The 23,624-nt window shown below is 53.4% G+C and carries 19 protein-coding genes and 1 other RNA gene; 6 read left to right on the top strand and 14 right to left on the bottom strand.

Annotation, left to right across the window (positions count from 1 at the left end):
- Nucleotides 1–75: 75 nt before the first annotated feature.
- On the top strand, nt 76–4,983 hold the full coding sequence (locus ACIQVE_RS16570; protein WP_402810231.1) for a DEAD/DEAH box helicase: 4,908 nt from the start codon (nt 76–78) through the stop codon (nt 4,981–4,983).
- 129 nt (nt 4,984–5,112) lie between these two features.
- Nucleotides 5,113–5,808 carry a hypothetical protein gene (locus ACIQVE_RS16565; RefSeq protein ID WP_402810230.1) on the top strand — a complete coding sequence of 232 codons (696 nt, stop codon included), beginning with the start codon at nt 5,113–5,115 and terminating at the stop codon, nt 5,806–5,808.
- A 77-nt stretch (nt 5,809–5,885) separates the two neighbouring features.
- Here the strand turns inward: ACIQVE_RS16565 and ACIQVE_RS16560 are convergent, their stop codons facing one another.
- Both ACIQVE_RS16560 and ACIQVE_RS16555 read right to left on the bottom strand, forming a co-directional pair.
- Complete coding sequence (locus ACIQVE_RS16560) at nt 5,886–6,581, bottom strand: hypothetical protein (protein WP_402810228.1); 696 nt, start codon at nt 6,579–6,581, stop codon at nt 5,886–5,888.
- A gap of 174 nt (nt 6,582–6,755) precedes the next feature.
- Entirely contained in the window at nt 6,756–7,115 is a 360-nt protein-coding gene (locus tag ACIQVE_RS16555) for a hypothetical protein (protein ID WP_402810226.1), read from the bottom strand.
- Between the two features lie 127 nt (nt 7,116–7,242).
- Between ACIQVE_RS16555 and ACIQVE_RS16550 the strand changes: the two genes are divergently transcribed.
- On the top strand, nt 7,243–7,488 hold the full coding sequence (locus ACIQVE_RS16550; protein ID WP_402810224.1) for a helix-turn-helix domain-containing protein: 246 nt from the start codon (nt 7,243–7,245) through the stop codon (nt 7,486–7,488).
- Between the two features lie 42 nt (nt 7,489–7,530).
- Here ACIQVE_RS16550 and ACIQVE_RS16545 read toward each other — a convergent pair whose 3' ends face one another.
- From ACIQVE_RS16545 to ACIQVE_RS16525, 5 genes are all read right to left on the bottom strand, one after another.
- Nucleotides 7,531–7,713, bottom strand: coding sequence for a hypothetical protein (locus ACIQVE_RS16545; RefSeq protein WP_402810223.1), 183 nt, complete (start codon nt 7,711–7,713; stop codon nt 7,531–7,533).
- Nucleotides 7,714–7,774: 61 nt separating this feature from the next.
- Nucleotides 7,775–8,686, bottom strand: a complete 912-nt coding sequence (locus ACIQVE_RS16540; protein ID WP_402810221.1) for a hydrolase or metal-binding protein — start codon at nt 8,684–8,686, stop codon at nt 7,775–7,777.
- Nucleotides 8,687–8,758: 72 nt separating this feature from the next.
- Nucleotides 8,759–9,763, bottom strand: coding sequence for a YqaJ viral recombinase family protein (locus tag ACIQVE_RS16535; RefSeq protein WP_402810219.1), 1,005 nt, complete (start codon nt 9,761–9,763; stop codon nt 8,759–8,761).
- Nucleotides 9,764–9,840: 77 nt separating this feature from the next.
- Nucleotides 9,841–10,809: a DUF932 domain-containing protein gene (locus tag ACIQVE_RS16530; protein ID WP_402810218.1), complete on the bottom strand. Its 969-nt coding sequence runs from the start codon at nt 10,807–10,809 to the stop codon at nt 9,841–9,843.
- A gap of 91 nt (nt 10,810–10,900) precedes the next feature.
- Nucleotides 10,901–11,173 carry a hypothetical protein gene (locus tag ACIQVE_RS16525; RefSeq protein WP_316894488.1) on the bottom strand — a complete coding sequence of 91 codons (273 nt, stop codon included), beginning with the start codon at nt 11,171–11,173 and terminating at the stop codon, nt 10,901–10,903.
- Nucleotides 11,174–11,634: 461 nt separating this feature from the next.
- Between ACIQVE_RS16525 and ACIQVE_RS16520 the strand changes: the two genes are divergently transcribed.
- The 3 genes from ACIQVE_RS16520 to ACIQVE_RS16510 all read left to right on the top strand — a co-directional run bounded on the left by ACIQVE_RS16520 (nt 11,635) and on the right by ACIQVE_RS16510 (nt 16,320).
- A complete protein-coding gene (locus ACIQVE_RS16520) occupies nt 11,635–13,707 on the top strand; it encodes an ATP-dependent nuclease (protein ID WP_402810217.1) in 2,073 nt (690 codons plus the stop codon).
- Nucleotides 13,700–15,436, top strand: coding sequence for a UvrD-helicase domain-containing protein (locus tag ACIQVE_RS16515; RefSeq protein WP_402810215.1), 1,737 nt, complete (start codon nt 13,700–13,702; stop codon nt 15,434–15,436). Before ACIQVE_RS16520 ends, ACIQVE_RS16515 begins: the two co-directional genes overlap by 8 nt.
- Nucleotides 15,437–15,582: 146 nt before the next feature.
- Entirely contained in the window at nt 15,583–16,320 is a 738-nt protein-coding gene (locus tag ACIQVE_RS16510) for an HNH endonuclease (protein WP_402810213.1), read from the top strand.
- Between the two features lie 125 nt (nt 16,321–16,445).
- On the opposite strand, the gene ACIQVE_RS16505 is transcribed toward ACIQVE_RS16510, so the two are convergent.
- The 7 genes from ACIQVE_RS16505 to ACIQVE_RS16475 all read right to left on the bottom strand — a co-directional run.
- Nucleotides 16,446–17,702: an integrase domain-containing protein gene (locus ACIQVE_RS16505; protein WP_402810211.1), complete on the bottom strand. Its 1,257-nt coding sequence runs from the start codon at nt 17,700–17,702 to the stop codon at nt 16,446–16,448.
- 185 nt (nt 17,703–17,887) lie between these two features.
- Nucleotides 17,888–18,280: a transfer-messenger RNA gene (ssrA, locus tag ACIQVE_RS16500) on the bottom strand.
- 96 nt (nt 18,281–18,376) lie between these two features.
- Nucleotides 18,377–18,658, bottom strand: a complete 282-nt coding sequence (locus tag ACIQVE_RS16495; protein ID WP_402810210.1) for a hypothetical protein — start codon at nt 18,656–18,658, stop codon at nt 18,377–18,379.
- 206 nt (nt 18,659–18,864) lie between these two features.
- Nucleotides 18,865–19,146, bottom strand: a complete 282-nt coding sequence (locus ACIQVE_RS16490; protein ID WP_402810208.1) for a hypothetical protein — start codon at nt 19,144–19,146, stop codon at nt 18,865–18,867.
- Nucleotides 19,147–19,276: 130 nt separating this feature from the next.
- Nucleotides 19,277–22,087: an FAD-binding and (Fe-S)-binding domain-containing protein gene (locus ACIQVE_RS16485; RefSeq protein ID WP_402810207.1), complete on the bottom strand. Its 2,811-nt coding sequence runs from the start codon at nt 22,085–22,087 to the stop codon at nt 19,277–19,279.
- Complete coding sequence (locus ACIQVE_RS16480) at nt 22,084–22,755, bottom strand: lactate utilization protein C (RefSeq protein ID WP_402810206.1); 672 nt, start codon at nt 22,753–22,755, stop codon at nt 22,084–22,086. The genes ACIQVE_RS16485 and ACIQVE_RS16480 overlap by 4 nt, the downstream gene beginning before the upstream one ends.
- Nucleotides 22,755–23,624: LUD domain-containing protein (locus ACIQVE_RS16475; protein ID WP_402810204.1), on the bottom strand; the 870-nt coding region annotated here is incomplete at its 5' end. The genes ACIQVE_RS16480 and ACIQVE_RS16475, both read right to left, overlap by 1 nt.

Below are 23,624 nucleotides of genomic sequence, written 5' to 3'. Positions count from 1 at the left end.
CAGGCTTCACCGTGCTTGCTAAACTGCCGAAATTTGGCGTGCAAAATGCGCCTGCCGTATTCACAAGGAATTCCCATGTCCGCCCTGGCCAGCCTGCTCGATAGCTACCGCAATGCTTCTGTGACTGAACGTGAGAAAGGTACCTACTTTGAGGAGCTGATCTGCACTTACCTGCGCAACGAAGCCAAATATCGTGATTTGTACGAGCAGATCTGGACATTCTCAGATTGGGCAAAGGAGCATGGTGAGGACGGCCGCGACACTGGTATCGACCTGGTTGCGAGAACTCAGGGCACCAAAGAGTTTCATGCTATCCAGTGCAAGATGTATGCACAGAGCTATCGTGTGCAGAAGGGCGATATAGATAGCTTCCTCGCGGCATCAGGTCAAAAGCCTTTCACACACAGCATTATCGTTACAACCACGAATAACTGGTCTGAGCATGCCGACAATGCTTTGTTAAATCGGCACCAGTCGATCAACAAGATTGACCTGCAAGCCTTGGAGGACAGTCAGATCGACTGGGCCAAATACAAGCCCAATCAGGCAGCTGTTCTTAAGGCCAAGAAATCTCTGCGCGACCATCAGAAGCGCGCTCTGCTGTCCGTTACCAACGGCTTACAAGGAGCTGATCGTGGCAAGCTGATCATGGCGTGCGGCACCGGTAAAACCTTTACCAGTCTCAAGATCGCAGAGCAGTTAGCGGGGGCTGGTAAGCGTGTATTATTTCTGGTGCCTAGCCTGTCATTACTGTCGCAAACCCTGACCGAGTGGACGCAAGAGAGTGAAACCCCACTCCACAGCTTTGCCGTGTGTTCTGACAGCGACGTAGGTAAGAAGCGTAAGAAAGACGATGACATCGTGCAAACCTTTGCTCATGAATTGCGCTATCCCGCCACCACCGATCCGGCGCGGCTGGCGGCAGAGATGCTCAAACGCCACGACGACCAGCACATGAGCGTGGTGTTTAGCACTTACCACTCCATTGGCGTCATCAGTGATGCCCAGCACCAGAATGACCTGGCCGAATTTGACCTCATCGTCTGCGACGAAGCCCACCGCACCACCGGGGCCACCTTCGATGATGACGAGAGCGCATTCGTTAAAGTTCACAATGCCGACTTCATCCGCAGTGCCAAGCGCCTCTACATGACTGCTACGCCGCGTATCTATGGTGAGCTGGCGAAGGCCAGTGCTGAAAAAGATAACGTCGCCTTGTGCTCCATGGACGATGTAAGCCTTTATGGAAAAGAGTTGTTCGTCATCACCTTCAGCGAAGCGGTTAAGGCGGAGCTGTTGGTAGATTACAAAGTGATAGTGTTGGCTATGGACGCAAAACACATCAGCAGCCGCTTGCAAAAACTTTTGGCTGATGATGACAACCAAATTAAGCTGGAAGACGCAGCCAAGATTGTTGGCTGCTGGAAGGCACTGAGCAAACAAGACACCCGCGAAGATCTTGTCGACGATGGCGACCCAATGCGTCGCGCGGTGGCCTTCTGTCAGGTAATCGAGTATCAGAAGTTCGCCAAGACGCACAAAGTCAGCTCCAAAAATATCGCGAACATGTTCACGGAGGTGGTTGAAGAGTACAAAGCCAGCAACCCGGAAAACGCTGACACCGCTGCCACGCTCATCTGCGAAGCCTCACATGTGGATGGGGGCATGACCGCTGGCCAGAAGGAAGACGAACTCAACTGGCTGAAGGCTGATGTGCCCGATAACACCTGTCGCATTCTTAGCAACGTGCGCTGTCTGTCTGAAGGTGTGGATGTTCCCGCCTTGGATGCCGTGCTGTTTTTAACCCCTCGCAACTCCCAAGTGGACGTTGTGCAGTCGGTTGGCCGCGTCATGCGCAAAGCTGAAGGAAAGAAGCGTGGCTATGTGATTCTGCCGGTGGTAATTCCGGATGGCATGGCACCTGATGAGGCGTTAAATGACAACAAGACCTACAAGGTCGTCTGGCAAGTGCTGCAAGCCCTTCGCTCTCACGATGACCGCTTTGACGCCATGGTCAACAAACTCGACCTGATCGGCAGTGACCCTGCCAAAATGGAAGTCATCGCCGTTACCGAAAAGCTCAATAAGAAAGCCGACCGCAGCAACACTGGGAAAGACAACGGCAAGAACACCTATGGCATTGGCGAAGATAGCGGCAAATATAACCACGGGCCGAAACCTGAGCAGTTCGGCTTAGAGTTCGAGATTGGTGAAATCGAGCGCGCTATCTATGCCAAGGTGGTACAGAAGTGTGGCAATCGCAGCCACTGGGAGGACTGGGCCAGCGACATTGCCAAGATTGCCCGCACCCATATCACGCGCATCACCAGCATTATTGAAGACGAAGCCAACATCCGTGAGCGAGAAGCGTTCTTTAGCTTTGCCGGTGAGTTGCGCGACGACTTAAACGACAGCATCGGCGACAGCGAAGTGATCGAGATGCTCGCCCAGCACCTGATCACCAAGCCAGTTTTTGACGCGCTATTTGAGGGTTACAGCTTCGCCAGCAACAACCCTATGTCCTGCGCCATGCAAAACGTTCTGGACGTGCTGCAAGAGCATCGCCTGGACAAAGAAGCCGATACGCTTCAGCGCTTTTACGACAGCGTAAAAATGCGCGCAGACGGCATCGACAACGCCGAAGGCAAACAGAAAATCATCGTTGAGCTGTACGACAATTTTTTCCGTAACGCCTTCCCGCGCATGACCGAGCGCCTGGGCATCGTCTATACCCCGGTGGAAGTGGTGGATTTCATCATCCACAGTGTCAACGAAATCCTGCAAAGTGAGTTCGACCTAACCCTCGGCAGCGATGGTGTGCACATCATTGACCCATTCACCGGTACCGGCACCTTCATCACCCGTCTGCTGCAAAGCGGCCTGATCAGCAAAGAGCAGCTACAGAACAAATACCAGGGACAGATTCACGCCAATGAAATCGTGCTGCTGGCCTACTACATTGCAGCCATCAATATCGAAGCCGTCTATCACGGCATTGTTGGAGGTAAGTACCAGCCCTTTGAAGGTATCTGTCTAACCGACACCTTTCAGCTCTACGAAAAAGACGATCTTGTGAGTGAGCTACTGGTGGACAACAGCGCCCGCCGCACCCGTCAGAAAGCTCTGGATATTCGGGTGATCATTGGTAATCCACCGTATTCAGCTGGACAGACCAGCGCTAACGACAACAATGCCAACGTAACGTATCCACTGCTTGATAGCCGCATTCGAGATACCTATGCAGAGCGCTCTACGGCAACAAACAAAAACGCCCTATATGACAGTTATATTCGTGCTATTCGCTGGGCATCTGATCGAATAGGTGATAGTGGCGTTATTGGCTTTGTAACGAATGCCGGATTTATGGAGGCAAACACTACTGATGGATTACGAAAGTGCTTGTCAGAGGAGTTCAGCAGTATCTACATATTTCATTTGCGAGGTAATCAGCGGACGTCTGGCGAGCTATCTCGGAAGGAGGGTGGAAAAATATTTGGCAGCGGAAGTCGCGCTCCAATTGCCATATCACTACTGGTCAAAAATCCCTCTGCCTCAGAGCGCGGCCAAATCTATTTGCATGACATAGGCGACTATCTGGGGCGCGAAGAGAAGCTTGAAATAATTACTTCATTTCGCAGTATTAGTGGCATCACCCTCAGAAATGCATGGACGGAAATAGCTCCTGATGAGCACGGAGACTGGATCGGCCAGCGCGATAACAGCTTCAATGACTTTATAACTCTTGGGAGTAAAAAGTCAGGATTTGCAATTTTTGCAAAATATTCCATGGGTATTAAAACCAATCGGGATGCCTGGGTATACAATTTTTCAAAGGAAAATCTCGCCATTAATACGGAAAGCATGATCGCTTTCTTTAATAGCGAGTCTGAGAGGTATAAAGAAGCGTGTAGAGTTTCGGTTAAAGGCAAAGAGCCTAGCGTAGAGGCATTTATAAATGCAGATGCAACAAAGATAAGCTGGTCGAGAGCTCTTCGTGCAGATATAGAAAAAAATAAAACTTACAAGCACGACAAGGCGCGAATGATTACAGGTATTTATCGGCCGTTTTGCAAGATGCACGTATATTTTGATAGGAGCCTTGTTAATGATATGGCTCTTAACCCTGCAATATATCCCAATGCCGCTGCTGAAAATAAAGTCATATACATAAGTGGCTCCGGTAACAGCGGAGCTGCGTTTTCGGCTCTAATCATCGATGCTCTACCAGACCTAAATATGCAGCATTCAGGAGGACAGGGATTCCCTCTTTATCTTTACGACAGCCCTTATGAGCAGGCCAAAACTGTTAAGGCCTCACCGGGTCTGTTTGACGCACCGAATCAGTCCAGCATTAGCAATCGCAGCGATGCCATAACCGACGAAGGCCTAGCGCACTTCAGCGCTGCCTACCCTGGCGAAGCCATCAGCAAGGAAGATCTGTTCTATTACGTCTACGGCCTGCTACATTCGTCGGAGTACCGCGAAAAGTACGCCGACAACCTCAGCAAAGAGTTGCCGCGCATTCCCGCGGTGAAAACCGTTGCTGACTTCTGGTCCTACTCCAAGTCTGGTCGAGTTCTGGCTGATTTGCACTTGGGTTATGAAACCGTGCCTATGTACCCCGCCAACGTTCAAAGCAGCGCCAGTACCGACAGTGACTACCGCGTCGAAAAAATGAAGTACGGTAAAAAGGGTAAAGACAAAGACTTAAGCACGCTGCATTACAACGCTAAGATCAGCGTCACTGGTATTCCGCTGCAAGCCTACGAGTACATCGTCAATGGTAAGCCTGCGCTAGATTGGGTCGTGGAGCGCCAGTGCGTCAGCACCCACAAAGACAGCGGCATTATCAACGACGCCAACGAGTGGGCAATTGAGACCATGAACAATCCTAAATACCCATTGGAACTGTTCCTGCGTGTGGTGACGGTTAGCCTGGAAACTATGAAGCTTGTTAAGGCTTTGCCGCCGCTGGATATCTAAGTTTCATTTGTGTCATTAAAGGCTCGCTTCTCTCTTAGGTGGGGCGAGCCGGTTAAAATCGGGCGTTATTTAGCGGGGCACTCACGGTGTAGGATTTTAAGGACGCTAAATAATAATCATGGAGAGTAAATGCCCCCTTCAATTGATAGAACGATCCAGGTACTGGAAGAGCTAAGCCGCTGTGAACCGCGCAAAGTGCGGCGCACCGGCTTGGAAGCGAAGGCGCAAGTTATAGCTAACTGGTGTTTAGGATTTTCTCTGCTTTTTCTTCTTGTTAATGGATGCTTCGTTATTTTCTATGACGCGAGGCCGCCTTCTACTTATGCGAAAGTATTTGTGCTAGCGATGAGCTCGGTCACTATGCTGCTGGCCATATCCGCATTAATTGCGCCGATGGTTGCTTCGTTTCTCCTGGCCTTTCGCTGGAAAAAACTGGCGTTCGATGGACTATGTGCAGATATTCGTCATGAGCAATCCTTGGCTGATCGTCTGGCTAATTACGAGCCGGTAGCTTTGAAAGACGCTCGTTTTTGGCTAGAGCGCAAAGTCAGACGTATCAGTGCACGTACAGGGCGTTTTTTTGGAGAGAAGACCGCAGCCATAGGGCTTTTGGCAACCGCGTATTCATTTGCTGATGAGTTTGGCGGCTTTGAGTGGATTTCCCGAACGCTAACAGCAGGCTTTCGAATAGATAACTTAGGTAACACCGTACTGTTGGGTGCTGGTGCGTTCTTGCTCGGTATTTCTATAGGTTCCATCCTGCTGGAGCATCTTGCTGCACGTTACCGGTATCAAATTGAGCTTCTAGAGTTGGTTGATAGGTAGTAGTTTTTTTAGAAGCGTACTGTATTCGCCAGTTAAAGGAAAAAATAAAGGCACGGAAGTATACCGTGCCTTTATTTTCAGTGAATGCCAACTGGCTTGTCATTTTTGTCGTAGCAAATCGGATGCTCACAATACCCGCCTGCATTTAGTACTTCCAGCTCATAGATCGCTGGAAGGTATTGGTTAAGCTGTTCTTTGGCCACTTTCTTACCGTTGATTGTGCACTCATCGTCGGCGCGAGGATTACACCTGGCTTCCTTTACCTCGACATTTTTTGTGGGTTTTGTCATGGGCAAGTTTTCGGTTTGTGGGGAGTCATCGATTGACTGGTTGCGCCCAGTATTCGCATCTAAATTGTATGAGGCAATAGCATCTTTTACGTTGGTGTCGCTGATGCCGTGGTCAAGTAAAAAATCCTGAAGTGTTGTACGGGCTTGATCGTAGGTAACCCCTTTTCCATTTTTATTTGGTCCGCCATCCATGCGATAGGCAATTGGGTAACCATCTTCACTTTCGTAGATGTAATAGTAAATAGATAGACTAAAACTGAGGTCTTGGCCATACATGCCATAGACGCCTGAACTATTGGATGCACGGCATGTGCCTCGTAGGCATTTGCCGCTGAGTTGATTGCTGAAAGTAATATTGCGCTGCTGTTGTGCATTCCATTGTGTGATATTTCTAGGGAGGGTAAACCAAGTGCAACGGTAAAATGTCGCCCCGTACTGATTTTTGGCTTCCGCACAGGGAATGGCATAAGGTAAATCATTCATGGTTTGTTCGTTGGGCAGCATGGGTGAGTACATATGCCCATAGTCAACCTCTGCTTGAGCATTCAGCGAGAGTAAGAGTGCCAAGCAGCATGCAACTTTTAGTATGGCGGATTTTCTTTTCAATTTATTAAGCTCTGTAATGGTCTGAAAAATTAAGGTTGATTATCTCGTTGGTTATTTTTTATAGATTACTTTTAGTTTTTTATTGACGTAGTCTTTTATGATTTCGTAATCGGGGTTGTAGGTGGCTAGCGTGTGACCCGCACTAGCAACGGTGGCTGCGGCGGCTAAGACAACTCCGGCAGGTAGCGAAGCGGCACCAATGATGGTGCCCAGAATGCCGCCTTGTGCGATAGCACCTTTCATATCGACCTTTACACGGCACTTTAGACCTAGGCTTTCTATCTTTTTTTCGACGCTAACTACGCTCTTAGTGAATTTGCCACGTAAGCCTACAATCTCAAAAGAAGCTTTGGCTTTTAGAAAAGTTTCTATTTGAGACTCATTTAAACCATTTACTGTTGATAGAGACATATTTTCAAATTCTTTGCATGGGGAGTGAGGGAAGGCCTTCTGCTAGGTCTGCTCAATTTCACAGAAATGCTAAAAAGGGTCGTAAATACCGTGGTCGTCAAAGCATCATAGCGCGACGATTTTCGCCATGGCAAGAATCTCTGCAAACCACGATAAAGACGGTGACCTGGTAGCGCTTGGTGCGGTAGTACGTGCGCGGCGACTAGGACATACGCTGTCGCAAGAAGCCTTGGCAGATGCTGCTGGGATTGATCGTTCCCACATGGGGAAAATTGAGCGGGGAGAGAGAAATGTTACTTTTTTGAACATTCTCCGAATTGCTACTGCGTTGCAATGTAAGCCGTCAGATTTGCTATTCGAGGCAGGCCTGTGATTTCGTCATTAGGGTTCAGAGCCTCATGAGTGGACACTCTGTTTAGTGTTTGTTGGAGGAGGCGGTCTTACTGATTAGAACGTTCAGTACCCCACATGCAAGCACTACAGCGACGAGCAAAGGTGGAAAGCGCAGCATCAGCAGGATGCTCAGAACCAGCACGGCGGATGCCGCCAGCGCACCAATGAACATGAACAGCCACAGAAATAGTCGAAGCATTTTCATGGTGAATCTCCAATTGGTGCCCGCCCGTATGGTTTTGCCGTCGAGTCAGGTGCGGTGGTTTTCAATCGGTTTTTGAGTTGATCGATGCGAGTGCTTCGAGCTTTTTGGCGAGCGGTGTCGCTGGCGCCGGTCTCTTGGGCGCGCGTGCATTGGAGGCGTTAGAGTCGCTATCCGCACCGGTAAAAAACTCCTCGATCACTGCACCGCTGTCGTCCTCGTTATCCTCAAAAACTCCGTTGCTAAAGCCCTTCTGAGCGGCTGTATCTAGAGCGGACTGGAGGAAGCCTGCTGTTTGGCGTGTTTCATCCAATTCTTTCCCTTCGAGCAGTGCTTCTTCCAGGCTCATCCCGTTACGCACGGTGATGTCGGCGTAGAAGATTGGCGTGCCATGACTCTGCCGAGTAGATTTTCCACGCAGGCGCAGCTCCAGTGGTAAGCAAGCCAGGCGGTTGCCGGAAACTGCTTGGAAGTACTGCAAGCGTGCTGCCAACGTACGAATGCTGTTGAAGCCTGTGGTACGGAACACGAAGCTGCCGAGCGTGTCATCGTTGCCGATCACCACATTGAGCCGTCCGTAAGGCTTGCAGGCATTGCCCTTGGCCAGCGAGCAGGCATCTGGTGAGGGACAGGGCAGCGACTTGATTCCGTCCTCGCATTGGCGCTTGCAGGTCTCGCCGTTGCCGACACACAGCGGGCGTCCAGTGTTGCGGTCGAACAAGGTGTACTCGGCCCTGAAATTGAGTTCCGGTTCGTTGAACAGCACGCGAATTGGGATGCTCCGTAACTTGGTATCGGGCGTCTCGCGTAATTCGTCATTCAATGGATGCAGCAACCAGCCGTCCTTGCTTTGTACCTGTGAGGTGATCGTGAATTGGTCGTCTTTTTCCGGCAGGCGCTTGCCGTTTTTCTCGACGATTTTTCCAATGGAAATCCGCCCGAGTACAGGCGGGGTAATGGCTAGACCTTTCAGCATGATGGTTCTCCTTAGACGTAAAAGTGGCCACCCGAACCGTGTAGCGCCGGGATGGTCAGAGAGGAACAGAGATCATTTGATAAGGAAGCGACGGCTGCCTTCCTTGAGCTTGGTGAAGCGGATTTGTAGATAGGGCTTTTCCTTCAGCAGGCGCTCGACATCGAGCGCGGTGCTGTCTTTGGATCGTTTCCAGCTGATGAAGCCGTTGCTGAACTCCGCACGAGTGGCTTCGCCCATGGCTTGCAGTAAGATCTGTTTCAGCTGGGACTCGCGACTTTCCTTCTCAGCAATGGATTGGCGAACTACCTTGAGTTCCAGGTATGTCGCTGCCAATCCAGCATCGCCGCTGAAATCCACTGATTGACCATTGTCCTGAGGGTAGAGGCAGCGCAGTGCCGCTTCAGACGAGGCACTACCATCAACCGGGGGCGGGGTGTCGGTTTGCACGCAATGCCAGAACTTGCGCTCCAGCTCGATCAGGCGAGCAATCATCTGCTCATCCCGTTCGATACGGTGGATCTCCAGGTGCTGGCCGCCCAGTAGAACCGCAACATCAGCAGCCTGCTTGCCGGTGACCGCCAGCTGGTGCATGACCTGTAATTGCACATACTCGGGCACGCCCTCTCTCCAGAGGCGTGCTCCATTTATGCCGGCTGTCTTGCATTCGAGGATTTGTACATCGTCTGCACCGTTCACTTCGCGGTCGATATTGGCGAGCATCCAGGGCAGTTCTGGATCAGGGTGCTGCAGCACGGCGTTGACCCGTCGCACTTTCTTACCAGTGCGTTTGCTGTAATGCCAGGCCACGATGGGCTCGAGAACATTGCCCCAGTAGGCAGGGCTTTCCTCATCCTGAGGATCTATTTTCGGTAGCGTGGCATCCCGGCCAGTTTTTTCCAGCCACAACTCCAGCTGCGATTTGTACGGGTTGAGGCCAACCGCCGCGCCTGCGTCAGAGCTACCAATGCCTTGTTTACGCACGGCGAGCCAATCTTCTCGGGGGAGTTCCTTGGTTCCGATCAGGCGCAGGGCCGGACGGCTCTTGTAAGTGCTTTCATCTAGCGCAATCGCTTTCATATGGGGTTCCTGCAGACACAAAAAAGCCCGTTGAGCGCAGAGCTGAACGGGCGTTAGGGTTAAGGGGCGGGGGCATGTCAGGCGACGAGTTGCAGGGCAGCATCCAACGCGCGCTGCTTGATTTGCGCCCCCTGACCGAACCAGGCGGAGTCCATGCGGTATTCGTTGCTGCGGGCTCTGCGCTCGTGGTCGACATATTCGGTCACGGCGTTGAGCAGCCCCCAGGCCGTGCCTTGCGCCGATTCAAACGTTGCGCCACGACCGCGCCCCTCGTACAGGTTTTGGACCTTACGTAGGGCGCGTTCGTTGGGCAGGACTTCCGGTAGTTTGCTATTGGGTGTGACCTCACACAGCACGGACATGAAGAACCCAATGGCCTCATGCCACTGGACTTTACGTTCGGCCAGCACGCGCATGCGATACATGAATTCGTCCCATTGCGAGACGGCCACACCCAATTGCTTTTTGACGATCTGTGGGTCGAACCGGGTGCTGTGTGGCACCTTGATCGCGCGAGTGGTGCCATCCAGTGCGATGGTTAGGGTGTTGTTGCAGACCACGCGAACGGTGGTCGGCGTGGCAGTGGTGGCGAGCGTTCCGTCGCAAGAGGTCGCCAGCAACAAATAGCCGTTGACCTGATCGTTGCCCTTCAACGCGGTGTTTTGACCAGTACGCGCCAGCGCCCAGAACTTACGACCGCCCTTGAGCACACCAGCGGTTTCCAGCTCGAAGCCGGAGACCTCGGTAAGATCTCGGTAAAACTCCATCACCTCACGCGGCTGAACAATTTGATAACGGTTGGACACCACGGACAGCGGTGCTTTGGTGTCGGAGCGGTACAGCACCTTTTGCTCCGGGAATGAGTGAATACTGCCCATGTGGCCGATAGCATCGGCTTTGAAGTGAACCGGGCTTTCCTGGATCTTCCAGTCCATGCCGGCCTCACGCTGCCAGATTTCAATAGGCTGTTTTTGCGTCAGTTGGCTGCCGAGGCCATGCCATGGGGTCGCACCAACGTAAGCCATTTGTTCGATTTGATGAGCCATGATTACGATTCCTTAGGGTGCAAGCCGGCATAAGTGCCACGCATCGCGTGGCACTGTCCGGGCGTACTAAAAGAGTGGGATAGAAGGCGGTTTAAGCAGGGAGGTTGAAGCGATGCCCGCAGATCAGGCAGAGATTGTGGGCGAGTACATGGCGGTCAAGTTTGTCGCCGAGTTGAGCGCCCAATGCACAGCCACCAGCTCCACCGACAAGTCCGCCGAGGATCGCGCCAGAGACGGCTCCGAGAGTGACACCGAGCGGGCCGGCAATGGCGCCGACGGTGGCACCAGCCTGGCCGCCTGCAAGTGCTGCACTGACGCCGCGTGCTGCACCGCCAACCGTACCGATGGCAGCCGCAATTTTCATTGCCTGGTGGAGAGAGGCGATTTTGGGGGAGTTACAGCGAGGGCATTGCAGTGACATGGTTTGAAGCTCCATGGTGGGGATGTCATAGCAGTGATGTATGGCTGAGATTATTTCGGATTGAGACTAAGTCCGTTAGTTGCGTAACGAAGCTGGTCGTAGCGCCTCGACCCGCAGCAGTTGCCAGCTAATTCTGCGCGGAGGCCATAGCAATGACCTACGATCAGCATGCGGATTATCAGTTGGGGTTCAATCGGTACCGCAGTCGGTACGGTAAGGCGTTCGCAGAGGTGATATAGGTTTGAAGTGATCTTGAATGAGGTTTTGAGTCGCGATACGTAGTAATTGGGGGAGAAAGTCGTTTCTTCCAGTATCGAGAAATCGCTTTCATTGCTTTTAAAGCTTGAGAGTATTTGACCGGCAGTCTACAAAACTAACTCAAGCCATCTATCAGGGAGAATCTGATGCGAATTCATCAGGTGCAGATCAAGAGCTTTCGCCTACTGGCCGACGTTGAGATGGCTTTGGAAGACGAGACAACAGTCGTTGTAGGGCGAAACAACAGCGGGAAAACGTCGCTATCTGAAGTGATACGCCGTCTTCTAGCGGAAGGTACTGCAAAATTTCAGCTCGAAGATTTTTCCAGCACATGCTACGACAATTTTTGCGATGCTCTGCAGGCTCACAAGGACGATGTCCCTGACGATAAAGTTCGCGTCCTGATTCCCGTCATCGAGCTGCGCTTGACGTTTCAGTATGATCCTGTTCAGCCTGGGTTTGGACCACTCTCCCCGTTTGTAATTGATCTTGACCCTGCTTGCACCGAGGCTCTTGTCGTCATTCGGTATGAGCTGGACGATGGCAAAGTAGCGGAGTTGTTCGAGGGGCAAGCTGTTCCGCCCCTAAACGAAGAAACTCGAACCGCCTTCTTTCGCTCGTTGCGTGAGCGCATTCCAATGCATTTCAGCACCAGGATCTGGGCAGAAGACCCCAACGATCCAGATAACCGTCGCCAGTTGAAGCCGGCCGCATTGCATGGGCTTGTCAAAACGGGGTTCATCAACGCCCAGCGTGGCCTGGACGATGTGACCTCGCGCGAATCTGATGTGCTGGCAAAGACCGTGGAAGGATTATTCGCGACCGCCTCCTCATCCTCGGCAGACTCAGCCGATAGGCTCATCGCCGACGCCCTGAAAGGCACAGTGCAAGACATTCAGAGCCAAGTAGACGATCAATTCAGCCGCCAACTCCAGAGTCTGGTTCCAGCACTTCATATCTTTGGTTACCCAGGAATCGGCCAGCAAGAATTGCATACCGAAACTACATTGGATGTCGGGAAGCTGCTATCGAACTTCACCAAGGTTCGTTACCCAGGCTATGGCGGAGTCACGTTACCCGAGTCGTACAACGGCCTAGGATCGCGTAACCTCATCTTCATCCTGCTGCAGCTAGCCGGTTTTTATAAGGCCTTCCGTGCAGAGGCCAAGCAGCCTGGCGTTCACCTGATCTTCATAGAGGAGCCCGAGGCTCACCTACATCCTCAAATGCAGGAAGTCTTTATTCGGCAGCTGGGTAAAATCGCTCAACAGCTTGTTGCCAGCACCGACGACAAGACGCCGTGGCCGGTACAGTTCATTGTCTCCACCCATTCATCGCACATCGCCAACGCAGCCGGTTTCGAGAGCATCCGATACTTCCTTGGTACGAGCAGCTCGGAAGCTCCAACGGGCGCTCGACAAACCAAGATCAAGGATCTGCGTAAAGGTTTGGGCGCAACTTCTGAACCAGATAAAAAGTTCCTGCACCAGTACATGACCCTGACCCGCTGTGATCTGTTCTTTGCAGACAAAGCTGTCTTAGTCGAAGGCCTCAGTGAGCGGTTACTACTTCCTGTCATAATCGATAAGCTGGAGGCATCCGAACCCGACAGCCCAAAACTTTCTAGCCAGTATGTAACAGTGATGGAGGTAGGCGGTGCTTACGCCCACCTATTCTTCGACTTACTCCAGTTTCTAGAGCTGCGCTCTCTCGTTATCACTGACCTTGATTCTGTAGAGAAGCCTGGCGGAGAGGCATGTGCAGTCCACAAAGGAACACATTCCAGCAACGCATGCTTGAAAGCATGGTTCTCAGAGGACGACCCCTTCACGTTGACCGGGCTTCTTTCCAAGAACGAGGCGCAGAAAATCAACAAAGGGAATCGCATCGCGTTTCAGTGTGCAGAGGAAATAGGCGGACCGTGCGGTCGCACCTTCGAAGATGCATTCATCCTCACCAATCCAACGCTGTTTGGACTTGCGGAAGCGCCCGCAAACGAACGTGAGTTGGCAGCTCGAGCCACCGCGAACAAGCAGAAGAAGTCAGAATTTGCACTGAAATACGCGATCACCGACCAAGAGTGGAAGGCGCCAAAGTACATTCTTGAGGGTGTGCGCTGGCTGGCAAATGGTGCCATCGATCTGCCAGACCCTGCTTTAGCACTTGCCATTGAGGTGGCTGCATCGGTCGAGCCTGCCGAGGAGAAATTGGATGTCTGATATCCAATCACCCGCTGAAGCAGCCAGCCAACGAGCTCTAGAGGCTATGTACGCATGCCTTAAAGAAGGAAAGAGTTTTCGACTTGAAGCCGGTGCAGGCGCCGGGAAAACCTACTCCTTAATCAAGGCACTTCAGCTACTTATAGAACGTGACAAGGTAGACCTACCCAAGCGCAGCCAGCAGATCGCCTGCATTACCTTTACTAACGTGGCCAAAGACGAAATTGCTTCTCGCACAGATCGAAGCCCGCTTATCTTCTGCGAGACAAATCATGCCTTCTGCTGGTCACTGATCAACGGGTTTCAGAAGCCGCTTCGAACCTTGGTCGAAGGACTGCCTGCGTGGAAAGAGAAGATCGACGAAGCAGGAGGCTCTCTGGGCAGCCGATCAATCGAGTATAGCCTTGGACATCGCTCGCTTCGGGAGGATCGCGCCCTGCTCCACCACGATGACGTGCTCCCCCTCACGATCGCACTGATGGAGCACGCAAAGTTTCGTCAGATGGTTACGGACCGTTTTCCGATCATTCTGGTTGACGAGTACCAGGACACTGACAGGGATTGGGTCGAGGCGATCAAATCCAGATTTCTTGGCAAACCAGGATCACCACAATTTGGATTCTTTGGCGACCATTGGCAAAAAATCTATGACGGTGGTTGTGGCAAACTTGAACATCCTGAACTAGTGGAAATCGGGGTAGAAGCCAACTTCAGATCGGTCAAAAACGTGGTCGACTGCCTCAACCGCATGCGCCCTGAACTCCGCCAGTTTGTGAAAGATCCAGATGCCTTTGGCCAAGTGCGTGTCTTTCATACGAATAGCTGGGCAGGGGACCGTCAAAAAGGTGCCCACTGGGGAGGGGATCTTCCGACAGATATCGGCAAGGTCGCCATGGAAAAGGTGAAAGCTGAACTGGCGGCAGACGGCTGGGATCTTTCAGCCGACCATACCAAGATCCTTATGCTGACTCACCGGTTGCTAGCTTCTGAGCAAGGCTATTCACGCGTTGCAGCTACGTTTCGCTACAACGAAGCGTTCACCAAAAAAGAACATCCGCATATTGCCTTTTTTGTTGATGCGCTTGAGCCAGCATGCGACGCGTTCGCGACCCGAAAATTCGGCTTGATGTTCGAAGCATTAGGAGGCGAAGCACCACAGATTCTAAGTCATGGTGACAAGATGGCTTGGGACGCTGCCATGAACCAGCTTTCAGTCTTGCGTGAAGCAGGCACGATCGGCCAAGTCGTAGATCACCTGCGAGATCTGAAGAGACCACGACTGCCTGATGCGGTGGAAAAGCGTGAGCGCGAACTCCGTACTTTCGATAAGGAAGGAGAAGTGGAGTTTCCGAGAGCACTGGATGAACTCGAAAAACTGCGCGATATTCCGTATTCGGAAATTGTGGCTTTGCGTCGATACTTGGTCGGTCATTCACCGTTCGAGACGAAACACGGTGTCAAGGGTGCTCAGTTTGAGAATGTTCTAGTAGTGATCGGTCGAGGTTGGAGCAAGTACAACTTCGGCGAGATGTTGACTCTCTCTAGTGCTGACGTAATCCCTCCTGCCAAAGCCGATATGTTCGAGCGAAATCGAAATTTGTTCTATGTGTCCTGCTCAAGACCCAAGACACGCCTTGCCTTACTTTTCACCCAGCAGCTCTCTCCGCAAGCCCTGACCACATTGGAGAAATGGTTTGGCGCGGAAACACTCAGCGCAATCACACCATAGCAGGGATGCCGAAACGGGAACTTCTCTTCACACCGAAGGGCGTGGTGAAAACACCAGCCCTTTTGCTACGCGAAATTATGGAGTTGGCAGCTTGCTTCGATTACTAATGTGATCAGAAAATTTAACTCCTATGCTGGGAATACCACATGCGACAAATCGTTACTGAACAACAGGTCCGTGTGGCGTTGGCCCTCGCAGCGCGTGTCGAGAGCGGTGCTATAAGGTCAACAGCGGCAATTGATGAGCTCATGAATCAACATGGTTTTACAAGTCGTACTGCGAATGCCTATCTGTACGCATATCTAAACCTGCGAGCGGGAAAGACGTTAAAGGCCACAGTCAATGTGGCAGCGATGCAGTTGATGCTTGAAAATGTTGCGGCGCTGGGGAATGACGCACTTTTTACCGCACTTCAGGCGTTATGGCGCCACATTTCCTATCTGGAAACGCTTCCAAATTCTAGATCAAAGGAGCGGGGGCTACGGAATTTGCACCAGGTCTTCACCGAACGCTTGGCCGCTAGCGCGGAATTAGAGCCCCCTCCCTCCGTATTCGTTGAAGAGGTCAGCAGGTCAATCGCTGACAGCGATGAGGCCCGTTTGCATAGGCTCCGAAGCGCACCGAAAAAATCAAAGGCTGTTATAAGGCTAGTGCGCCAATATGAGCGCAATCCAGATGTTGTTGCCCAAACGCTTATTCGCGCCAATGGAAATTGTGAGCTGTGCGAGGCGCCAGCGCCATTCAAGAGGCGTTCAAATGGAACGCCTTACCTCGAAGTGCATCACATCGTACAGTTGGCACACGGCGGTGATGACACGGTAGAAAACGCTCAGGCTCTGTGTCCGAACTGCCATCGCAACCGACATTTTGGGGAAGAACTGTAGTCGGTTAGCTTGGCTGTCGGATGGAAGGACTGGTGAACTCGGACGCCACTCTGATCGTAGAGACTCTGGTGGCGTGCGATGCTGCTTTGTAGTGGCGTTGCTGCTACGTTGCTTTGTGTTGGGCATTAGCACATTGATACTAATTTCAGCCCCCTCGTTCCATGGACGGCTGAAACCGACAAGCTACCGGTAGCCGCATGCTGAATGTGCTCGCTCCACCAGATCATCATAGGGCGCCTGCGTTCTATGTAACCCGCTCGGTTGTAGGCGCTGCGAACCTCATCCTTGTCGACATGCGCAAGTGCTACCTCAATCAACTCAGAATCCCACCCCTGTTCGTTCAGAATGGTACTCGCCATGGAGCGCATGCCGTGACTTACCAATCGACCTTCAAAGCCCATACGTTTCAAGGCCATGTTTGCCGTCTGGCTGTTGCAGTGAGTTCGTGGGTCTCTGTCAGCAGGGAACACGAACTCTCTGTGGCCGCTGTAGGGTTTGATCGTCTCTAACAGAGCAAGTGCGTGCTCGGTCAGCGGTATGACGTGGGCGCGTCGCTTTTTCATTCGCTCTGCTGGGATCGTCCAGGTCTTCTTTTCGAGGTCGATGTCAGCCCAGGAAGTTGTAGCGGCTTCCGCAGGGCGCGTCATGGTGTGGAGTTGCCATTCGATCAAGCAGCGTGTTGTCCTTTTGATGCTGGCGTTAGCGATTGCAATCATTAACTCCGGCAGTTCTTCTGGTCGAAGGGCGGCCATGTTCTGCTTTTTCGGTTTCTTAAAAACGGCCCGGATGCCGCTGAGTGGATTGGCGAAGATCATTCCCGAGTTCACGCCATGGATCATGATCTCATTGAGCCGTTGAGCCAGTCGTTTCACTGTCTCCAAGCTGCCTTTCGTTTCCAGGGGGCGCAGCAACTCGATGACCATCGGCGCAGTGATTTGCGAGAGTGGTGTAGTTCCGAGTTTTGGGAATACGTGCAGGGTTAGGGAACGCCATATGTCTTCGGCATAGGCCGGTGTGACGACATCCTGCTTCAGCTCAAACCAAGTAGCAGCAACGTTCTCGAACGTGTGCTCAGTTGCTGCTTTTTTTGTTTGCTCCAACGCATTGCGTTGCTCTTTCGGGTCGATGGCCTGTGCAAGCAGTTCTCTAGCTTCGACCGTTTTCTTTCTGGCTTGCGCGAGAGAGAGCTCTGGGTAGGTGCCGAGTCCCATATTGATACGATTCTTCGTTACCGGATGGCGGTAGTTGAAGTTCCATAGCGTAGAGCCATTGATTCTCACTCGTAATTGAAGGCCGTCGCCATCGCTAAGGACGTAATCCTTATCTTTCGGCTTGATAGCTTTGAGCTGACGATCAGAGAGGCGGGTGGCTTGGGCGCACATGAGGTATTCCACGACATCGTTCGGTATTCCAAAAATTACCACTGAAGGGCTTGGAATACCACGTGGAATACCAATGATCGTAGATTCTATCGGACGTCTTGGGACGCTACTGGCGCTGAAGTCCTTGTATTTACTGGATTTCAGGCACAAAAAAAGACGTCCGTGGACGTCTTTAGATGTTGAAGTGGTGGAGCCGGGGGGATTTGAACCCCCGTCCGCCAGTACTCCGCTGTCGGTACTACATGCGTAGCCGTTTCTATTAAGTTAACCCTCAGCGACCCGAAGGGCAGGGTGCTTTGGGCGAGTTGTGTAAGTTTTAGCCGCTTCGTCCACAACGTACTGCACGGCGATTCTGTTCTATATGACAATCATTTTGGGTTTACAGACATCCCCTGATGATTGCTGGACCCGAAGGTACCAGAAGGGAAGGCTAAGGCTGCTTACGCAGCGAGAGCGTATTCCCCGTAGGTTTCGTCATTGGCAACTATAAGAAGTTGCAACAGTGGATTTACGAGTTCTGTTACCAACTCGGCATGCACCTAAAGTTTCGCAACCGGCGTCGAATCCTAAACGGCCCCGAACTCATTGCTCTGTACATCTTGGTGAGCAACAAGCCTGCGCAGTGTACGCCAATCGGCGTGTAAGGCCAACCCGAAGGTTGGCCTTGAGGTATGTCAGTTACGCGTCGGGTTACGGATCTGCATTTTAGTCATCAGGCCCGAGGTGATCTCCACGCAATCCTTGTCGTTGCCAGCGGCTTGAGCCGCCAGGGCTTTTTCCTGATCCGCCTTGATGTTGTTCATGGAGGATTCAGGAAGGGATGGCTGACTGGTGACGAAGTCTTTGATAGCTTGAAGATTCCCGGCACAGAGAGTTTTGTCGTTGTCTGCCGCGAACACCGGCGACGTCAGCAGGGCACCAGCGATGAACAATCCAGCAATTGCAGAATGCTTCATGGGTATCTCCTTGAGCAGTAGGTCTCGGTGCTGCCGGACGATCTGGCGGCGATGCCGAGGTCGTAACAGGCCGCGTTCGTTTCGGGGCCTGTACAATCGACCGCGACGTCACGCAGGAATTCGGTTTTTTTTACATCTGGTATGAAAAGCCTGGGTCACCAAAACCAAGCCAAAAAGGCCGATCCAAAGGTTGGTCGGGCCTTAGGTCATTTTTTGGTGTCACTGGTAGTTTTCTGAATTTCCAGAAGGATTTGCTGGGTTTCAACAAGACATTCGTCGGTTTTGCCCTGGTCCTTGAGTGCCTTGGCTTTACTGACACTGGCCGAGACGCGCGCATTCAGGTCCGGCGACGTCTGGTATTGGGACTTGGAGTTGTCAATTGTCTGCAAATTCGCATCGCACAGGCTCGACGGCTTGCTATCGGCGAACGAACTGGACGCCATCATCGAGGCAGTAACGAACAGACCGAACAGTACAGAACGCTTCATGGGAATCTCCTTGCACTGAGGTATCCGGAATTCGCTGACCGTGAGTGCGGGCCACCGAAAGAAGGACAAACCCCGAATGTTCGAGGCTTGTTCAATGGACTACCGTCTCGCTAAAGGGTTCTGATTTTCTTCAGCAGGCCTTCGCCCGAGTGACCCGGTCCACCAGATAAACCAAACCGTGATAGTCGATCCCGCCATGCTGCGTCAGGCCGATTTCACACGTTCGGCTGGTCGAAATCCCTTCGCTGCAATGCTGCACCGCGTCCTTGAGCGTGCGCAGCGAGTGGCTGTTCAGTTCCGGCGTGGTAAAGCCCTTGTCCCCCGCGAAACCGCAACAATGAATGCCTTCCGGAATCACTACGTTGTTACTGCACTTGCGCGCCAGATCAATCAACGCCTGGCTCTCGCCCAAATGCTGAGTGCTGCACGTCACGTGGACGGCAATCGGTGCTTCCTGAGGAGTGAAATCCAGCCGGTCGAGCAGATGCGTGCGGATGAAACGCACCGGGTCGTACAGGTCCAGGCGAACATCTCCCACGTCCTGCACCAGCCGCAGCGTGCACGGACTGGTGTCGCAATAGATCGGATCAAGCCCGCCGCGACTGGCGTGGAGTAGCGCGCTGATCAGCTCTTGACGTTTATGCTCAGCCTGTTCGGCATAGCCTTTAGAGGCGAATGGTTGACCACAGCAAAGGTTGTCCTGATTGTCGGGAAAGACCACTTGATAACCGGCCTTTTCCAACAATCCACGGGTCTTGTCGTACAGCGACATCTGCTCCTTGTCACCCGCCGCCGGGCCCATTACCCGCGAGACGCACGCCGCCAGATAGACAACACGCGGGCGTTCGTCCGACATGCTAGAACTGAAGCGAATGGCTCTCTCCGGTTGCGGCATCGCGCTCGTCCACAACGGCACTTGGCCCTTGGACAAGCGAGTCAGGGTCGCCGAAAGTTTCGCCAGACGCGGCGCCCCCAGCATCATCCGCGCACCGTTGGCCACATGCAGGGTGAAGCGCGCACCTTGCAGCGTCTTGGCGAAATTACCTTCAATCCAGTCGGCGGTTTTCTGGTGCGTTGCGTGTCGGCCGCGAAGCTTTTTCACCAGTTCACCGGTATTGATGCCTACTGGACAGCGTTGCGCACACAGACCCGTGGCGGCGCAGGTTTCGATGCCTTGGTACTCGTAGGCTTTTTCCAGTTCAGTGGTGTCGATTCCTGCGCGTTTTTTCGCCTGAATATCGCGCCAGATCACAATGCGCTGGCGCGGGCTCAGAGTCAGGCCTTTCGACGGGCAGACCGGTTCGCAGAAGCCGCACTCGATGCACTTGTCGATGATTTCGTCGGCCGCCGGCAGCGGTTTCAGGTGTTTGAGGTGGATCTGCGGATCTTCGCTGAGCACCACGTCCGGGTTGAGAATACCGTTCGGGTCGAGCAGGCGTTTGAGCTGCCACATCAGTTGATAGGCGTCGCTGCCCCATTCCAGTTCCACGAACGGCGCCATGTTGCGCCCGGTGCCGTGTTCGGCTTTGAGCGAACCGCCGAACTCCACCGCCACCAGTTGCGCGATGTCGTCCATGAACGCCTGATAGCGTGCGACTTCTTCCGGGTTGTTGAAGCCTTGGGTGAAGACGAAATGCAGATTGCCTTCCAGCGCATGTCCGAAAAGGATCGCTTCGTCGTAGGAATGTTTGTCGAACAGTTCGATCAAGCGATTCACGCCGATCGCCAGTTGTTCGACCGGGAAGGTCACGTCCTCGATGATCACCGTGGTGCCGGTTTTACGCACTGCGCCGACGGCGGGGAAGGTGTCCTTGCGGATCGCCCAGAGTTTTGCGTTTTCAATCGGGTCTTCAGTGAAGTCGACTTGTTTTTCCACAGGGAAACCGACGAGCGACGCCATGATCTGCGCCAGTTGCTCCTGCAGCAAAGTGGAAGAGGCGGCGCGGGATTCGATCAGTAGGGCGCAGGCATTGTTCGACAGCTGCTGTACGAAAGCGGGCATGCCCGGTTTGTCCTGCACAGAGCGCAGACTGCGTCGATCCAGAAGTTCTACCGCTGACACTGGTTGGCTTTTCAGCACAGTAACCGCGTTGCAGCAGGTTTCCACATCCGGGAACACGATCAGCGCTGAAGCCTTGTACGGATGATCGATCACCGTGTCGTAAGTCACCGCACTGATGAAGCCGAGCGTGCCTTCGGAGCCGACCAGCAAATGGCTCAAGATATCCACAGGCTCGTCGAAATCCACCAAAGCGTTGAGCGACAGACCAGTGGTATTTTTCAGACGATATTTGTGGCGGATTCTGGCAGCCAATTCGGCATTGGCGCGGGTCTCGCGGCTCAAAGTCGCCAAGCGTTCCAGCAGATCGCCGTGGCTTACGCGAAATGCCGCGACGCTGGCGGCATCTTCGGTATCCAGGCGAGTGCCGTCGGCCAGTACCAGACGTATCCCGGCCAGCGTGTGATAAGTATTTTGCGCGGTGCCGCAGCACATGCCGCTGGCGTTATTGGCGACGATGCCGCCGATTTTGCAGGCGTTGATCGACGCCGGGTCCGGGCCGATCTTGCGTCCGAACGGCGCCAGCCAGGCATTGGCCTGCGCGCCGATCACCCCCGGTTGCAAACGGATTTGCGTGCCCTGGCCACGTATCTCGCGAGCGTTCCAGTTATCCCCAAGCACGATCAGCACCGAATCGCTGATCGCCTGTCCGGACAAACTGGTGCCGGCTGCGCGAAAGGTCACCGGGACGTGGTCGCGCTGGGCCAGTTTCAGCAGCGCCACGACTTCGTCTTCCGACTCAACGCGGATTACCAGTTGCGGAATCAGTCGGTAGAAACTGGCGTCGGTACCGAAGGCCAATGTCGACAGCGGATCGTCGAAGCGGCGATCCGCTGGAATCAGTTGTTGCGCATCACGCAGAAAAGTCGCCGGAAGCGTCATTGGTCCTCCAGGATCAGCACCACGAGGTCTTTCGGGCCGTGGGCGCCGTACGCCAGCACTTGCTCGATGTCAGCGGTTTTCGACGGGCCAGACACCAGCAGCGCGTTGGTCGGCATACCTTGGGCCCATTGGAATTCCTGTTGCACCTGATAGAAGTTGTCGCGAATTTCGCTGGCCTTGAGCAGGGCGAAATGTACGGGCGGCACCAGACTCATCAGGCGTGGTTCTTCGCGGCTCGGCCAGAGAATCAGGCTGCCGGTGGCGGCGATAGCACCGAAAGTACCGGTGAGGCTGGCCGGCGTGTCGTTGAACAGCTCGGCTTTCCATTCTTCCATCGGCCGGTCGTAGGATTTCAGCGCCGGCAGATCAGGATTGTTCGCCCAGTGTTGGGTGATTTTTGCACCGTGTGGCGTAGTCGGTGCGATCAACAGGCTCGGTAACTGACGGTCGTGCAGCAATTGTGCGAGCAGCGCTGGCCATTCCTCATCGCAAGTCAGATGGATCTCGGTATGGACCGCTTCCATCAATTTGCGCAATTGCGGAATGCGCTGTTCGGCGCTGTAGGTGTAAGGCTGGGTTACCAGATCGACATCGAAGTCGTCGGCAATCGGTGTGGCGCCTGTCAGACTTTTCCGTAGTTTGCCGAGGATATTTTGCTTGGCACTCATCAGCGGTCTCCCTGTTTAGCCAAATGCTCGCGGGCCATGTCGTGCAGTGAGCGAGCAGCGGGTTTTGGTGCGCTGTGATTCTGCGTCCATGGGCCAACATTTTTTGGCGTGAGGGCGCGTAAGCGCGTGGCGAAAAAGCCGAACAGCCGATACAGCGTTGGCGAACTGTTGAGCTTCGCCCAGGCGTTCCAGATAAAGCGTTCCTTGCGCGAATACTTGCTGCCCTGACCGCGCATCACTTGATGAGGGCTGTCCGGGGCTTTGACGTTTTCTTCGCGTAGGCGACGTAGCAATGCGGGGATAGGAATTTTTACCGGACACACTTCACCGCAGGCACCGCAGAGCGAAGACGCACTCGGGTGATCCGGGACCTTGGCCAGGCCGACCATGTGCGGGGTGATGATTTTTCCTATAGGGCCGGGGTATACCTCCCCATAGGCGTGGCCGCCGATTCGCGTGTAGACCGGGCAATGATTCATGCACGCGCCGCAGCGAATGCAGTTCAGGGTCTGGCGCAATTCGCTGTCGGCAAAGGCCTGGCTGCGACCGTTGTCGAGCAGCACCAGATGCACTTCTTGCGGTCCGTCGAGTTCATGCTCCTTGCGCGGGCCGGAGATCATGTTGACGTACGTGGTGATCGGAATGCCCAGCGCCGAGCGGGTCAGCAGGGATAACAGCGGCACCACGTCGCGCAGGTTTTCGACGACTTTTTCGATGCCGGTGACGGCGATGTGCACCGGCGGCACGGTGGTGGTCATCCGGCCGTTGCCTTCGTTTTCCACCAGCAGCAGGGTGCCGGTTTCGGCCACGGCGAAGTTGACGCCGGAAACGCCAATGTCCGCTTCGAAGAATTTCTGCCGCAGGACTCT

The sequence above is a fragment of the Pseudomonas sp. NPDC098747 genome, from assembly GCF_044760045.1.
In the GTDB taxonomy this organism is placed as follows: domain Bacteria; phylum Pseudomonadota; class Gammaproteobacteria; order Pseudomonadales; family Pseudomonadaceae; genus Aquipseudomonas.
Note: the sequence above shows the minus strand (reverse complement) of the source record. Positions and strands in the feature narration are given on the sequence as shown.

What these genes read in the sequence shown, in the direction of transcription:
- ACIQVE_RS16570 (WP_402810231.1), top strand. Translation starts at nt 76, where the DNA reads ATGTCCGCCCTGGCCAGCCTGCTCGATAGCTACCGCAATGCTTCTGTG.
- ACIQVE_RS16565 (WP_402810230.1), top strand. Translation starts at nt 5,113, where the DNA reads ATGCCCCCTTCAATTGATAGAACGATCCAGGTACTGGAAGAGCTAAGC.
- ACIQVE_RS16560 (WP_402810228.1), bottom strand. Translation starts at nt 6,581, where the DNA reads ATGAATGATTTACCTTATGCCATTCCCTGTGCGGAAGCCAAAAATCAG.
- ACIQVE_RS16555 (WP_402810226.1), bottom strand. Translation starts at nt 7,115, where the DNA reads ATGTCTCTATCAACAGTAAATGGTTTAAATGAGTCTCAAATAGAAACT.
- ACIQVE_RS16550 (WP_402810224.1), top strand. Translation starts at nt 7,243, where the DNA reads ATGGCAAGAATCTCTGCAAACCACGATAAAGACGGTGACCTGGTAGCG.
- ACIQVE_RS16545 (WP_402810223.1), bottom strand. Translation starts at nt 7,713, where the DNA reads ATGAAAATGCTTCGACTATTTCTGTGGCTGTTCATGTTCATTGGTGCG.
- ACIQVE_RS16540 (WP_402810221.1), bottom strand. Translation starts at nt 8,686, where the DNA reads ATGCTGAAAGGTCTAGCCATTACCCCGCCTGTACTCGGGCGGATTTCC.
- ACIQVE_RS16535 (WP_402810219.1), bottom strand. Translation starts at nt 9,763, where the DNA reads ATGAAAGCGATTGCGCTAGATGAAAGCACTTACAAGAGCCGTCCGGCC.
- ACIQVE_RS16530 (WP_402810218.1), bottom strand. Translation starts at nt 10,809, where the DNA reads ATGGCTCATCAAATCGAACAAATGGCTTACGTTGGTGCGACCCCATGG.
- ACIQVE_RS16525 (WP_316894488.1), bottom strand. Translation starts at nt 11,173, where the DNA reads ATGAAAATTGCGGCTGCCATCGGTACGGTTGGCGGTGCAGCACGCGGC.
- ACIQVE_RS16520 (WP_402810217.1), top strand. Translation starts at nt 11,635, where the DNA reads ATGCGAATTCATCAGGTGCAGATCAAGAGCTTTCGCCTACTGGCCGAC.
- ACIQVE_RS16515 (WP_402810215.1), top strand. Translation starts at nt 13,700, where the DNA reads ATGTCTGATATCCAATCACCCGCTGAAGCAGCCAGCCAACGAGCTCTA.
- ACIQVE_RS16510 (WP_402810213.1), top strand. Translation starts at nt 15,583, where the DNA reads ATGCGACAAATCGTTACTGAACAACAGGTCCGTGTGGCGTTGGCCCTC.
- ACIQVE_RS16505 (WP_402810211.1), bottom strand. Translation starts at nt 17,702, where the DNA reads ATGTGCGCCCAAGCCACCCGCCTCTCTGATCGTCAGCTCAAAGCTATC.
- ACIQVE_RS16495 (WP_402810210.1), bottom strand. Translation starts at nt 18,658, where the DNA reads ATGAAGCATTCTGCAATTGCTGGATTGTTCATCGCTGGTGCCCTGCTG.
- ACIQVE_RS16490 (WP_402810208.1), bottom strand. Translation starts at nt 19,146, where the DNA reads ATGAAGCGTTCTGTACTGTTCGGTCTGTTCGTTACTGCCTCGATGATG.
- ACIQVE_RS16485 (WP_402810207.1), bottom strand. Translation starts at nt 22,087, where the DNA reads ATGACGCTTCCGGCGACTTTTCTGCGTGATGCGCAACAACTGATTCCA.
- ACIQVE_RS16480 (WP_402810206.1), bottom strand. Translation starts at nt 22,755, where the DNA reads ATGAGTGCCAAGCAAAATATCCTCGGCAAACTACGGAAAAGTCTGACA.